The following is a 14,228-nucleotide window of genomic DNA, read 5'->3' as shown; positions in this document are numbered from 1 at the left end:
CTTGTTGCTGGTTGCTTGATTCTGATTGCTTGATTCAGCTTGTCCGATCCGGGCTGCAGGCGCGCGCTCAGGCTTCGCGCAGCGCGGCGATGATGCGCTCGGCGTGCTGCTCGAGGATCTCCGGGTCCTGCATGTCGGTGCCGTGGCCGCGCAGGGCACGGTCGGCGTAGCGCGGCACGATATGGAAATGCACGTGCGGCACCGTCTGGCCGGCGGCGGCGCCGTTGAACTGGCCGATCGAGATGCCGTCCGGGTTGAAAGCGGCGCGCACCGCGCGCRCGATGCGCTGGGTGGTGCGGATGGCGGCGCCCGCCGCGGCTTCGGACAAGTCGAAGATCTCGGCGGCGGGCTCCTTGGTCACCACCAGCGTGTGGCCGTCGGACTGCGGCATGATGTCCATGAAGGCGATCGTATCGGCATCTTCATAGACTTTGTTGCAGGGCAGTTCGCCACGCAGGATGCGGGCGAAGATATTGTTGGGATCGTACGTCTTGCTCATGTCTGGTCTCGTTGCTGATTGGCTTGCCGGGCGGCTCTGGCGGGCGCAGCCTTGAAGTTTAACGCAGGGCAATGTCTCTACATAGCGCTACCTGGCCCTGCGCATTGCCCGAAAAAGCGGCTGCGCCGGCACGTCACATATTGCGGCGGTACTGTCCGCCCACCTCGAACAGCGCGTGCGTGACCTGCCCCAGCGAGCAGGTGCGCACCGCGTCCATCAGCACGGCGAACACGTTCTCGTTGTCGATCACCGCCTGGCGCAGGCGCTGCAGCATGGCCGGCGCGGCAGACGCGTTGCGCGCGTGGAAATCGGCCAGGCGGGCGAGCTGGCTCTGCTTTTCCGCGTCGCTGGAACGCGCCAGCTCCAGCGACTGCGGGGTGGGGTCGCCAGCCGGGTTGCGGAAGGTGTTCACGCCGATGATGGGCAGCGTGCCGTCGTGCTTGAGCTGTTCGTAGTGCAGCGATTCTTCCTGGATCTTGCCGCGCTGGTAGCCGGTCTCCATGGCGCCGAGCACGCCGCCGCGCTCGGCGATGCGCTCGAACTCCTGCATCACCGCCTCTTCCACCAGGTCGGTGAGCTCTTCGATCAGGAAGCTGCCCTGGCTGGGGTTCTCGCACCGGGCCACGCCCMATTCGCGGTTGATGATGAGCTGGATGGCCAGCGCCCGGCGCACCGATTCGCCGGTGGGCGTGGTGATGGCTTCGTCATAGGCGTTGGTGTGCAGGGAGTTGCAGTTGTCGTAGATGGCGATCAGCGCCTGCAGCGTGGTGCGGATGTCGTTGAAGTCGATCTCCTGCGCRTGCAGCGASCGCCCYGAGGTCTGGATGTGATACTTGAGCTTCTGGCTGCGCTCGTTGGCGCCGTACTTGTCGCGCATGGTCACCGCCCAGACGCGGCGCGCCACGCGGCCCAGCACGCTGTATTCCGGGTCCATGCCGTTGGAGAAGAAGAACGACAGGTTGGGCGCGAAATCGTCGATGTGCATGCCGCGCGCCAGGTAGGCTTCCACGTAGGTGAAGCCGTTGGACAGCGTGAAGGCCAGCTGCGAGATCGGGTTGGCCCCGGCTTCGGCGATGTGGTAGCCGGAGATCGACACCGAGTAGAAGTTGCGCACCTGGTGGTGCACGAAGTACTCCTGGATATCGCCCATCACCTTGAGCGAGAACTCGGTGGAGAAGATGCAGGTGTTCTGGCCCTGGTCTTCCTTGAGGATGTCGGCCTGCACGGTGCCGCGCACGTTCTGCAGCACCCAGGCGCGGATCTTGGCTTCCTCGCCGTTGGTAGGCTCGCGGCCGTTGTCGGCGCGGAACTTGTCGAGCTGCTGGTCGATGGCGGTGTTCATGAACATCGCCAGGATGGTCGGGGCCGGGCCGTTGATGGTCATCGACACCGAGGTGGACGGGCTGGTCAGGTCGAAACCGTCGTACAGCACCTTCATGTCGTCCAGCGTGGCGATCGACACGCCCGAGTTGCCCACCTTGCCGTAGATGTCCGGGCGCGTGTGCGGGTCCTCGCCGTACAGCGTGACCGAGTCGAAGGCGGTGGACAGGCGCTTGGCGTCCATGCCCTCGGACACCAGCCTGAAGCGGCGGTTGGTGCGGAAGGCGTCGCCCTCGCCGGCGAACATGCGGGTGGGATCTTCGTTCTCGCGCTTGAAGGCGAACACGCCGGCGGTGTACGGGAAGCTGCCGGGCACGTTCTCGCGCATCAGCCACCTGAGCACCTCGCCGTCGTCCTCGAAGCGCGGCAGCACGACCTTGCGGATGGTGGTGCCGGACAGGGTCGTGCTGGTCAGCGTGGTGCGCAGCTCCTTGTCGCGGATCTTCACCACGTATTCGTCGCCGCCATAGGCCCGGCGCATCTCCGGCCACATCGCCAGCAGCTTGCGCTCGTGCGCGCGGAGCGCGGCGTCGCGCCCGGCGGCGAGCGCCTGCAGGGCATCTCCTGCGCTGTCCGCGGCCTGCCCGGGCGCTGCCAGCAGCATGCGGCGCGCCTCGCGCAATTGCTGGCGCTCGCGCGCCAACCGGCTCTGCGTGTCCACGCGGCGGTGATAGGCGCGCACGGCATCGGCCAGCTCGGCCAGGTAGCGGTTGCGTGCGGGCGGCACGATCACGTTCTGCCCGGTGGAGACGCGCCCGGCCAGTTGCGGCAGCACGCCGGCGGCGGCGCGCAGGCCGCGCGTGGCGAGCGCCGCGAGCAGGCCCTGGTAGAGCATGGTGACGCMGTCGTCGTTGAAGCGCGAGGCCTGGGTGCCGTAGACCGGCATGTCCTCGGGCTTGCCGTGCCATTGCTCGCGGTTGCGCTGCACCTGCTTGGCCACGTCGCGCCAGGCGTCCTGCGCGCCCTTGCGGTCGAACTTGTTGATGGCGACGAAATCGGCGAAGTCCAGCATGTCGATCTTCTCGAGCTGGCTGGCGGCGCCGAACTCGGGCGTCATCACGTATAGCGACAGATCCGCATGCGGCACGATGGCGGCGTCGCCCTGGCCGATGCCCGAGGTCTCCACGATGATCAGGTCGAAGCCGCCCGCCTTGCACGCGGCCAGCACATCGGGCAGCGCCTGCGAGATCTCCGAGCCGGCCTCGCGCGTGGCCAGCGAGCGCATGAAGATGTGCGGGTGGTTGATCGCATTCATGCKGATGCGGTCGCCCAGCAGCGCGCCGCCCGATTTCCGGCGCGAGGGATCGATCGAGATCACGGCGATGGACAGCGCATCGCGCTGGTCCAGCCGGATGCGGCGGATCAGCTCGTCGGTCAGGGAGGACTTGCCGGCGCCGCCGGTGCCGGTGATGCCCAGCACGGGCGTCTTCACGTGCGCCGCCTCGGCACGCAGCGCTTCGGCCAGCGCGGGATCGGCCTTGCCGTTCTCCAGCGCCGTGATCAGCTGCGCCAGCGCGCGGCGGTCGCCGCCTTTCACCGCGTCGAGCGTAGTGGGAGCGTAGCGCGCCAGGTCGATATCGCAGCGCTGCACCATGTCGGCGATCATCCCGGCCAGGCCCATGCGCTGGCCGTCCTCTGGGCTGAAGATGCGCGCCACGCCGTAGGCCTGCAGCGCGCGGATCTCGTCGGGCACGATCACACCGCCGCCGCCGCCGAACACCTGGATATGTTCGCCGCCGCGCTCGCGCAGCAGGTCGATCATGTACTTGAAATACTCGAGGTGGCCGCCCTGGTAGCTGGAAATGGCGATGCCCTGCACATCTTCCTGCAGCGCCGCGCTGACCACTTCCTGCACCGAGCGGTTGTGCCCGAGATGGATCACCTCGCAGCCGGAAGACTGCAGGATGCGCCGCATGATGTTGATGGACGCGTCGTGGCCGTCGAACAGCGAGGCCGCGGTGACGAAACGCACCTTGTTGACGGGACCCTTCGGTCCCTGCGCCGGACGGGCGGCGCCTGGCTGCGAACCCTTCTGCACATCGGAAAGATCGGTCATTGTCTCCACCTGGTTCGGTGTTCGGGCCATCCGCAGGGTCTGGCGCGGCGGCCGCTCTGGTGGCGGCTCGGCTCGCGATGCGGGCAGTCTGGCTGGCGCCGGCACTGCCGCTTGATTATATGACGTTAACGTTAACGGCAATCAAGCGACACAGGCATTGCCTGCCGTGCCGCCCAGGCGACCATGGCGGCTATCGTCGCACAGTTGGCGGCGAATGTGCCGGTACAGTCGGGGGGAGGTTCGGGGGGAGGACCGGGGGGAGGTTCGGGGGGGAGGCGAGACACCGGGCATGGCGGCGATGGCCGCCGGAGCCGGCGCAATGGCGGCCTGCGCGGGACGGCCGATCCGGGCGCAAGCCTGGCTGGTCTGCGTATGCAGCGCGCCTGGCTAGCGATCAACTCGCCGCCGGCGCACGGTCAGGTCACATCCCGGGTTCCGGGCACTGCGTGAAGGCGCGCCGCTGTCCCAGCCGATGCCCCAGCGCACGCGCCATCCCGCCCAGCCAGCGCCACGACAGCGGCGCCGGGTTCTCGGCCAGCGTGAAGCGCGCGCCCTCGCTCTCGCCGGAGAGCCATACCATGGCGCCGGCCGGCAGCGCGCAGGTGGCGCCGGGCAGCAGCCAGATATCCGCATGGTGGCCTTCCACGGTCAGCCACAGGCGCCCTTCGATCGCCTTGACGGTTTGCCCTTCGCGGGCGCGCCAGCCCACCGGCCGGCCGGGTTCATCCAGTTCGAAGATCCGTAGTTCACGCATTTTGCCGCTCCTGTCTCTGCATTGCGGTGTGCTMCGGGCCCTGCCGGCACCACCGATGGGGCCGGCGCGGGTACCTCCTCCGCATGCCTTCCATTATTCACGGCGGCAACTACAATCACATGAACAGTTGTGAACAGTTTTCCATGCACTKTTCAGTAGTTTTTCCTGACACTTCGATGCCTGGGGCCGCGCCCCGGCGCCCCGACACCATGAAGCTGACCCTCGTCCCCTCCACCGGCGTGCCCATCACCGACCAGATCGTCAACGAGGTCAAAAGCTGGATCAGCTCGAGCGACGCGCGGCCCGGCGCGCGCCTGCCGTCGATCCGCCAGATGGCGGCGGAACATGGCATCAGCCGCTTCCCGGTGATCGAGGCCTATGACCGGCTGGTGTCGCAAGGCCTGCTCGATTCGCGCCACKGCTCGGGCTTTTTCGTCGCCGACAGCCCGTTGCTGGCGCGCGCGGCCAACGGCTGGTCCGACCCGAGCCTGGCGGAGGACCTGTCGGACCATATCCTGGAGCAGTTCAACCACCCGAGCACCATGCTCAAGCTGGCCGGCGGCTTCATGCCGGAGCACTGGCGCGACCTCGAKGGCCTGACCCAGGCCATCCGCCAGGTTTCACGCACGGAGGTGGCCAGCGTGATCCACTACGCCACGCCGATGGGCCTGCCGGAGCTGCGCCAGCATGTGCTCACGCGCGTGCGGCAGCTCGGCATCACGGCGGAGCTGCCGCAGGTGCTGATCACCAGCGGCGCCAGCCAGGCGCTGGACCTGGTGGTGCGCCGCCTGCTCAAGCCGGGCKACACGGTATTCGTGGAGGATCCCGGCTACTACAACCTGTTCGGGCTGCTGCGCCTGCAGGGCGTGCGCCTGGTGGGCGTGCCGCACACCGCCAACGGCCCCGACCCGGACGCCACCGAGGCCTTGCTGCGCGAGCACAAGCCCAAGCTGTTCTTCACCAACAGCGTGCTGCAGAACCCCACCGGCTCGACGCTGGCGCCGCCCGTGGCGTTCCGCCTGCTGGAGCTGGCGCGGCGGCATGGCTTCCGCTTCGTCKAKGACGACATCTTCTCGGACTTCCAGACCCACTACACCGACCGCCTCGCCACGCTCGACCAGCTCGAGCACGTGATCTATATCGGCGGCTTCTCCAAGACCGTGTCCGCCTCGCTGCGCATCGGCTACCTGGTGGCCGACAAGGCGCTGGTCAAGGATCTGGTGGATGTGAAGGTGCTGACCAGCGTGGCCGGCTCGCACTTCGCCGAAGCCGTGACGGCGGCGCTGCTCGAGCGCGGTGCCTACCGCAAGTATATGGAGCGCCTGCGCCTGCGCGTGCGCCAGGCCACCGCGGGCGCGGTGCGGCGGCTCCACGGCGCGGGCTGGGAGGTGTATTGCGAACCCGCGGGCGGCAACTTCCTGTGGGCGCGCACGCGCGGCGTGGAAGATTCGCGCGAACTGGTGACGCTGGCCGAGCGGCATGGCGTGACCCTGGCGCCGGGCAACTACTTCCGCCCCGGCGGCGAGACCTCGCCCTGGATCCGCATCAACTMGGCGTTCGTGGAGGAGCCGCGCGCGCTGGCCTTCCTGCAGGAGGCCGGCGCGCTCGAGAAATAGGGCGGAACGCCCCTGCCCCGCCAGCCATCAAGCGGCGGCGACGGCGGCGGCCCCGAGGTTTACTTCGCATGCGAAACATATATACTTCGCATGCGAACATTATCTCAGGAGACCGAAGTGATTCCGCAACTCGAAACCGACCTCGCCGGCGGCGTGCTCACGCTGACCATCTCGCGTACCGACAAGAAGAATGCGCTGTCCAACGCCATGTACTGCGCACTCGCCGATGCGATCGAAGGCGCACCGGGTGACCCGGAGGTCCGCGTCATTGTCATCCGTGCCGCCGGCGACACATTCAGCGCAGGCAACGACGTCAGTGAATTCGCCGCCCAGGCCGCCGGCGACGGCCCCGCCGAGCGGCATGTGCACCGCTTCCTGCGCAGCCTTGCMACCACCAGCTTGCCGCTGATCGCCGCCGTACAGGGCAAGGCGGTMGGCGTCGGCACCACCATGCTGCTGCATTGCGACTATGTGCTGCTGGCCGACGATGCCCAGCTGATCACGCCGTTCATCAACCTGGCGCTCGTGCCGGAAGCCGCGTCGAGCTTGCTGATGCCGCTGCGGGTGGGCCATGCCCGCGCGTTCGAGATGTTCGCGCTCGGCGAACCGGTCGCGGCCACGCAGGCGCTGGCCTGGGGCATCGCCAACCGGACCGTGCCGGCAAGCCAGTTGCATGCCGAGGCGGCGGCAATGGCCGGGCGTATCGCCGCGAAGCCATCCGGCGCGCTCCAGGCCATGAAGCGGCTGATGCGCAACGGGCAGGCGCTGGTTGCGCAGATGGATGCGGAGAGCGCCTGCTTCGAGGAGCGCCTGATGAGCGCGGAAGCGAAGGAAGCCTTTGCGGCCTTCGCACAGCGCCGGCCCGCGGATTTCTCGCGGGTGACACGCACCTAGGCCACGTTCAGGCCAGATTCAGGGCGCACGCCGGCTGCGCCCTGAATGCCCGGGTACCGCCGCGGCTCAGTCCTCGACTGCGGGGAATTTATCCTGCAGGCTCTGCAGCCAGCGCGMGACGACAGCCATTTCCGCTTCGCTGAAGCCATCGGACAGCCGGGCGTTCAGCTCCACCAGGCCCGCCTTCGAGCGGCCATGCGCGGCGCGGCCCGCCGGTGTCAGCCAGACGCGCGAAGCACGGCCGTCGGCGGCATCGGCCCGACGCTCCACCAGGCCCGCCACGGCCATCCTGTCCACCAGGCCGCTCATCCCGGGCGCGCCCATGTCGAGCGCGGCGGCCGCTTCGCTCATCAGCACGCCGTTGTTCTTGCCCAGGAAGAACAGCAATCCCGCCTGCGCGGCGGTCACGCCGCCGAGCGCCGTGCGCGCCTGCGTCCAGCGCTGCAGCCGCCGCTGGCCGACGTTCAGCAGGTAGACCAGCCGCCGTTCCGAATCGTCCTTCAACTTGTCGTCTCCGAATCCGTGGTTGCACATGAGCGTGCGCGAAGCGCTTCGCATGCGAACCTTATCACGCCCGCGGGTGCCCGGACTCGCCGATGCCCGCGCCTGCGAAGCATTGCGGCGCCGGCCCTCAGCCGCCGTGCAACACGGCGTTGCGGCGCGCGTAGAGGAAGTAGATGGCCAGGCCCAGTACCAGCCAGGCCAGGAAAGCGATCCAGGTCAGTGCCTGCAGGTGGGCCATCAGGAACAGGCAGAAACCCACCGACAGCAGCGGCACCACCGGCACGCCCGGGCAGCGGAAGGCGCGCGGCAGTTCGGGCCGGGTCTTGCGCAGCACCAGCACCGCCACCGAGATCAGCGTGAAGGCCGACAGGGTGCCGATATTGATCAGCTCCGCCAGCACGTTGAGCGGCACGAAGGCGGCGATCGCCGCGAACACGATGCCCACGGTCCAGGTAGCGAAGAACGGCGTGGCATGCACCGGATGCACCCTGGACAGCCGCTCCGGCAGCAGGCCGTCGCGCGACATGGCGAAGATGATGCGGGTCTGGCCGAAGGTCATCACCAGGATCACCGTGGTCATGCCCAGGATCGCACCCAGGTCGACGAAGCCGGCTACCCAGTTCTGCCCGGCGTACTGCAGCGCCAGCGAGACCGGGTGATCGACGCCGGCAAACTTGGCGAACGGCACGATGCCGGTCATGATCGCCGCCACCGTCACGTACAGCACGGTGCAGACCGCCAGCGAGCCGATGATGCCGATGGGCAGGTCGCGGCGCGGGTTGCGCACTTCCTCGGCGGCGGAGGTCACCGCGTCGAAGCCGATAAAGGCGAAGAACACCAGCGCCGCCGCGTTGAAGATGCCGTCGAGGCCGAACGGCGCGAACGGATGCCAGTTGGCTGGCTTCACATGCCACACGCCCACCGCGATGAACAGCAGCACCACCGCAATCTTGATGGCCACCATCACATTGTTGAGCCGCGCCGATTCGCGCACGCCGTACGACACCACCCAGGTGATCGCCAGCATGATCACCGCGGCCGGCAGGTTGAACAGCGTCTCCACGCCCGGCACCGCACCCGGCGCGGCGCTCAGCGCCGCCGGCAGGTGGATGCCGAAGCCGCCCATCAGCGACTGGAAATACCCCGACCATCCCACCGACACCGCCGAGGTGGCCAGGCCATATTCGAGCAGCAGGTCCCAGCCGATCATCCACGCCACGATCTCGCCGAGCGTGGCGTAGCTGTAGGTGTAGATGGAACCGGAGACGGGAATCGCGGACGCGAACTCGGCGTAGCACAGCGCGGCAAACCCGCACGCCAGCGCGGCGATGACGAAGGAGACCGTCAGGGCGGGCCCGGCGGTCAGCGCGCCGGTGCCGGTCAGCACGAAGATGCCGGTGCCGATGATGGCGCCGATGCCCATCATGATCAGGTCGACGGGGCCCAGCACTTTCTTCAGGCCGTCGTCGCGCGCGGCGGCCAGCATGGCCTCGATGTTMTTGGTGCGGAACAGACTCATGGCGGGCACTCCTGGCGCTTCTCGGCTCTGAAAAGCGGCGTAGTTTACCTTGGCCTCCGTKCGCGGACGTCACTTCGCGCGGTGCCGCCGTATCCGGGCTGCCGCGGCACCGCGCTTGCCCGCCACCAGCCGGAAAACAAAAAAGCACGGGCGCAAACCCGTGCTTTCCTTGTCACCCGGCAACAGCCCGGGGACTACTTCGCCACCGGCATGGTGAACTCCGCGCCCTTGGCGATGCTGTCCGGCCAGCGCTGCATGACGCTCTTGTAGCGCGTGTAGAAGCGGATGCCTTCCTCGCCGTAGGCATGGTGGTCGCCGAACAGCGAGCGCTTCCAGCCGCCGAACGAGTGCCACGCCATCGGCACCGGGATCGGCACGTTGATGCCGACCATGCCCACCTGGATCTGGCGCGAGAACGCGCGCGCCACGCCGCCGTCGCTGGTGTAGCAGGACACGCCGTTGCCGTACTCGTGCGCGTTGATCAGGTCCACCGCCTGGGCAAAGTCGTGCACGCGCACCACCGACAGTACCGGACCGAAGATCTCTTCCTTGTAGATGGTCATGTCCGGCGTGACGTGGTCGAACAGCGTGCCGCCCACGTAGAAGCCTTCCTCATGTCCGTCGACCTTGTGGCCGCGGCCGTCGGTCACCAGCGTGGCGCCTTCTTCCACGCCGCGGGCGATATAGCCTTCCACCTTGGCCTTGTGGGCGGCGGTCACCAGCGGGCCCATCTCGGCATCGGCTTCCATGCCGTTGCGGATCTTCAGCGCCTGCGCGCGTTCGGCCAGGCGCGGCACCAGCTGGTCAGCCACCTCGCCCACCGCCACGGCGACCGAGATCGCCATGCAGCGTTCGCCGGCCGAGCCGTAGGCGGCGCCGATCAGCGCGTCCACGGCCTGGTCCAGGTCGGCGTCGGGCATCACCACGAGGTGGTTCTTGGCGCCGCCCAGGGCCTGCACGCGCTTGCCGTGCTTCGTGCCTTCGGTATAGATGTACTCGGCGATCGGCGTGGAGCCGACGAACGACAGCGCCTGCACGTCCTTGTGCGCCAGCAGCGCGTCGACGGCTTCCTTGCCGCCCTGCACCACGTTGAACACGCCGTCGGGCAGGCCGGCCTGCTTGAGCAGATCGGCGATCAGCAGCGAGGGCGAGGGGTCGCGCTCGCTCGGCTTGAGCACGAAGGTGTTGCCGCAGGCCAGCGCCACCGGGAACATCCACATCGGCACCATCACCGGGAAGTTGAACGGCGTGATGCCGGCCACCACGCCCAGCGGCTGGCGCAGGTTCCAGTTGTCGATGCCGCCGCCGATGTTGTCGGTGAAATCGGTCTTGAGCAGGTTGGGGATGCCGCAGGCGAATTCCACCACTTCGATGCCGCGCGTGACTTCGCCCTTGGCGTCGGAGAACACCTTGCCGTGCTCGCGCGTGATCAGCGCGGCCAGGTCGTCATGGTGGCGGTCCAGCAGTTCCTTGAACTTGAACAGGATGCGCGCGCGCTTGAGCGGCGCGGTCTCGGACCAGGCCGGGAAGGCAGCGTGCGCGGCCGCCACCGCGGCAGCCACGTCCTGCGCGGTGCCGAGCGCCACGCGGCCGGCCACGGCGCCGGTGGCCGGGTTGAAGACGTCGGCGAAGCGGCCCGACGAACCGGCGCGCGCGATGCCGCCGATGTAATGCTGGATGTCGGCGATCTGCMGGTTTTCTGCGATGTTCACGTCAGTATTCCTTGTCTTGCCGCCGCGGATCCTTGCAGGCATCCGCGGCGATTTGCCGTTACTGCACGTCCTGCAGGACCTGCTTCACGGTATCGAACATGTGGCCGATCTGCTCTTCCGTGATGATCAGCGGCGGCGAGAAGGCCAGGATGTCGCCGGTGTAGCGCACCAGCACGCCGCGCTCCAGGCACTTGAGGAAGGCTTCGTAGCCGCGCGCGCCGGGCTGGCCCGGACGCGGCTCGAGCTCGATGCCGGCCACCAGGCCGAGGTTGCGGATGTCCTTGACATGCGGCGCGCCACGCACGCCGTGCACCGCGGTTTCGAAAACCGGAGCCAGGTCGGCGGCGCGGCCGAACAGGTTCTCGCGCTTGTAGAGGTCCAGCGTGGCGATGGCCGCGGCTGCCGCCAGCGGGTGGCCCGAGTAGGTGTAGCCGTGCAGGAACTCGATCGCGCCCGGCGCGGCGGAGTTGACCACGGTGTCATGCACTTCGCGCTTGACCGCCACCGCGCCCATCGGCACGGCTGCGTTGTTGATGGCCTTGGCCATCGTGATCAGGTCCGGCGTGACCTTGAAGCGCTCGGCCGCGGTAGCGGCGCCCAGGCGGCCGAAGGCGGTGATGACTTCGTCGAAGATCAGCAGGATGCCGTGGCGGCTGGTGATCTCGCGCAGCTTTTCCAGATAGCCCGCCGGCGGCACCAGCACGCCGGCCGAACCGGCCAGGGGCTCGACGATCACGGCCGCCACGTTGGACGGATCGTGCAGCGCCAGGATGCGCTCCAGGTCTTCGGCCAGGTGCGCGCCCCATTGCGGCTGGCCCTTGGAATAGGCCGCCTCGGCGATATTGAGCGTGGCCGGCAGGTGGTCGGTGCCGGGCATCAGGTTGGCCGCGAAGGCCTTGCGGTTCGGGCCGATGCCGCCAACCGCCATGCCGCCGAAGCCCACGCCGTGATAGCCGCGCTCACGGCCGATGAAGCGGGTGCGCTGGCCTTCGCCGCGCGCACGGTGGTAGGCCAGCGCGATCTTCAGCGCGGTGTCGACCGATTCCGAACCCGAGTTGGTGAAGAAGATGCGGTCCAGGCCGGACGGCATGATCGCGGCCACCTTGGTGGCGGCCTCGAAGGTCAGCGGATGGCTCATCTGGAACGGCGGCGCGTAGTCCAGCGTCTGCACCTGGCGCGTGATCGCTTCGGTGATCTCCGTGCGGCAGTGGCCGGCGGCCACGCACCACAGGCCGGCACACCCGTCGAGGACCTGGCGGCCGTCGTGCGTGGTGTAGTACATGCCGCTGGCCGAGGCGAGCAGGCGCGGCGCCGCCTTGTACTGGCGGTTGGCGGTAAACGGCATCCACAGGGCATCGAGATCGGGGATCACGGTCTTGGCGGCATCCATACGTTCCTCCTCAGGGGGTTCGTCTTGGGCGGCGGCGATCGGCGCCGCGCCCGGTTTATTTCGCTGGGCATCCCGGCATTGCCTTGGGCACTGCCGGTGAATGTGGCCACTGTAGCGGGAGGCCCTCCCATAAAGAATATACGGTCGACAAAACATCGCCTGACCGTACAGGTTCGACTATAACAACCGTACAGATCAGGAGTGAGGCGGTTTGCCGGGCCGCATCGCCGGCGGGCGTGCCATGGCGCGGTGCGGCATGGAAAGCCGCGCCCGCAGCGGGATTCCGCTGCATTGCCACATGGAACGCGAGAAAGATCCCGCTTCCCGCCCAGCGCGCCGCGCGATTAAACTGTACAGGTTCAACCCACCACGCGTGATGCATGCTTAACCTGGAACTCGTGCGCGGCCGCCGTAGCGGCGACACCCTGACCGAACAGATCGTGGCCGGCATCGCCAGCCTGGTCGAGCGCCGCGTGCTGCGCGCCGGCGTGGCGCTGCCGTCGGTGCGGCGCTTCGCCCGGCAGCRTGGCGTGAGCACCTTCACCGTGGCCGAGGCCTACGGCCGCCTGACCGCGCTGGGCTACCTGAGCGCGCGGGTGGGCTCGGGCTACACGGTGGCGCATCGGCATGCCCCCGCCGGCCAGGCCCCTGCCGCGCGCTGGGAGGCGCCCGGGCTGAATGCCGCGTGGCTGCTGTCCGATGTGTTCGCCGATCATTCGGTGCCGATCAAGGCGGGCGCGGGCTGGCTGCCAGGCGACTGGCTCAACGAAGAGGGACTGCACCAGGCCATGCGCGCCGCCGCGCGCGTGCCCGCCGCGCAGGTGTCCGGCTATGGCCATCCGTACGGCTTTGCCGCGCTGCGCGAGCATATCGCCGCCGGCCTCAGCCAGTACGGCATGCCGGTGCAGGCCCAGCAGGTCGTGCTGACGCAGGGCGCCACGCAGGCGCTGGACCTGGTGGTGCGCACGCTGCTGCGTCCCGGCGATACGGTGCTGGTGGAGGATCCCTGCTACTGCAACCTGCTGCAGATCCTGCGCGTGGCGGGCCTGCAGGTGATCGGCGTGCGCCGCACCGCCGCGGGGCTCGACACCGACGCCCTCGACCACGCCATCCGCACCCATGCGCCGCGCGCGCTGTTCGTCAACACGGTGCTGCAGAACCCCACCGGCGGCACGCTCACCAGCATGAACGCGCACCGCGTGCTGCAGCTGGCCGAGCAATACCGCCTGCTGGTGGTGGAAGACGATATCTACCGCGAGCTGGCGCCGGCCGGCTCACCGATGCTGGCGGCCATGGACGGCCTCTCGCACGTGATCTACGTCAACGGCTTCTCMAAGACCATCACGCCGTCGCTGCGGGTGGGCTACCTGGCCGCCAGCCCGGAGCTGGCCAAGGCGCTGGCGCGTACCAAGATGGCGGTGGGGCTGACGTCGTCGGAAGTGACCKAACGGCTGGTGTACTCGGTGCTGACCAGCGGCCACTACGGCCGCCACGTGGCGGCGCTGGCCGAGCGGCTGCGCGGCCAGCAGGACCGCATCACGGACAAGATGGAGGCGCACGGGCTGGAAGTGCTGCTGCGCCCGGAAGGCGGGATGTTTGCCTGGGCGCGCGTGCGCGCCGACGAAAGCGGCGGCGAGGCCGCGCTGTCCGGCAACCGGCTGGCCACGCAGGCGCTGGAGCATGGCATCTGGCTGGCGCCGGGTTCGTATTTCGTGCCGGAGGAAGGGGATTCGCCGTGGATCCGCTTCAATGTGGCAACGAGCGATGCGCCAGCGCTGTGGCGCTTCTTCGATGCGCTGCGTGGCGTGCAAAGCCCGGCCACGCCGCCAGGGAGCGCCGAGGGCATCGGGCGCGGTGCGCGCAACGCGCGAGCGGGGCTGGCGCGGCTGGCMTGAGTGTCAGGC

10 protein-coding genes are annotated in these 14,228 nt (G+C 68.4%); 3 read left to right on the top strand and 7 right to left on the bottom strand.

The genetic code is table 11. The features are described from left to right. Window positions 1–67: 67 nt before the first annotated feature. The 3 genes from AC1DKV_RS32945 to AC1DKV_RS32935 all read right to left on the bottom strand — a co-directional run bounded on the left by AC1DKV_RS32945 (window position 68) and on the right by AC1DKV_RS32935 (window position 4,689). Window positions 68–499 carry an HIT family protein gene (locus tag AC1DKV_RS32945; RefSeq protein ID WP_477138958.1) on the bottom strand — a complete coding sequence of 144 codons (432 nt, stop codon included), beginning with the start codon at window positions 497–499 and terminating at the stop codon, window positions 68–70. 133 nt (window positions 500–632) lie between these two features. Then, window positions 633–3,935, bottom strand: coding sequence for a fused isobutyryl-CoA mutase/GTPase IcmF (gene icmF, locus AC1DKV_RS32940; RefSeq protein WP_477138957.1), 3,303 nt, complete (start codon window positions 3,933–3,935; stop codon window positions 633–635). Window positions 3,936–4,356: 421 nt separating this feature from the next. Then, window positions 4,357–4,689, bottom strand: coding sequence for a DUF2917 domain-containing protein (locus AC1DKV_RS32935; protein ID WP_441617622.1), 333 nt, complete (start codon window positions 4,687–4,689; stop codon window positions 4,357–4,359). A gap of 209 nt (window positions 4,690–4,898) precedes the next feature. Between AC1DKV_RS32935 and AC1DKV_RS32930 the strand changes: the two genes are divergently transcribed. Together AC1DKV_RS32930 and AC1DKV_RS32925 are read left to right on the top strand one after the other, a co-directional pair. Then, on the top strand, window positions 4,899–6,305 hold the full coding sequence (locus AC1DKV_RS32930) for an aminotransferase-like domain-containing protein (RefSeq protein ID WP_477138956.1): 1,407 nt from the start codon (window positions 4,899–4,901) through the stop codon (window positions 6,303–6,305). Between the two features lie 117 nt (window positions 6,306–6,422). Continuing rightward, window positions 6,423–7,199 (top strand): enoyl-CoA hydratase-related protein, encoded by a 777-nt coding sequence (locus AC1DKV_RS32925; RefSeq protein ID WP_441650152.1) that lies wholly within the window; start codon window positions 6,423–6,425, stop codon window positions 7,197–7,199. A 66-nt stretch (window positions 7,200–7,265) separates the two neighbouring features. Here the strand turns inward: AC1DKV_RS32925 and AC1DKV_RS32920 are convergent, their stop codons facing one another. The 4 genes from AC1DKV_RS32920 to aptA form a co-directional block, all read right to left on the bottom strand. Further along, window positions 7,266–7,733, bottom strand: a complete 468-nt coding sequence (locus tag AC1DKV_RS32920; RefSeq protein WP_477138968.1) for a MarR family winged helix-turn-helix transcriptional regulator — start codon at window positions 7,731–7,733, stop codon at window positions 7,266–7,268. Between the two features lie 97 nt (window positions 7,734–7,830). After that, the gene (locus AC1DKV_RS32915) at window positions 7,831–9,222 is read right to left on the bottom strand and encodes an amino acid permease (protein WP_477138955.1); all 1,392 of its coding nucleotides are present in this window, start codon (window positions 9,220–9,222) and stop codon (window positions 7,831–7,833) included. 194 nt (window positions 9,223–9,416) lie between these two features. Further along, complete coding sequence (locus AC1DKV_RS32910; protein ID WP_477138954.1) at window positions 9,417–10,934, bottom strand: CoA-acylating methylmalonate-semialdehyde dehydrogenase; 1,518 nt, start codon at window positions 10,932–10,934, stop codon at window positions 9,417–9,419. Between the two features lie 58 nt (window positions 10,935–10,992). After that, on the bottom strand, window positions 10,993–12,324 hold the full coding sequence (aptA, locus tag AC1DKV_RS32905; protein WP_441617613.1) for an omega-aminotransferase AptA: 1,332 nt from the start codon (window positions 12,322–12,324) through the stop codon (window positions 10,993–10,995). A 380-nt stretch (window positions 12,325–12,704) separates the two neighbouring features. On the opposite strand from aptA, the gene AC1DKV_RS32900 reads away from it, so the two are divergent. Then, a complete protein-coding gene (locus tag AC1DKV_RS32900) occupies window positions 12,705–14,219 on the top strand; it encodes an aminotransferase-like domain-containing protein (RefSeq protein WP_477138953.1) in 1,515 nt (504 codons plus the stop codon). The last annotated feature ends 9 nt before the right edge of the window (window positions 14,220–14,228 follow it).

It is taken from the genome of Cupriavidus sp. 05T41, from assembly GCF_056396525.1.
This window is presented reverse-complemented; position numbering and strand designations above follow the sequence as displayed.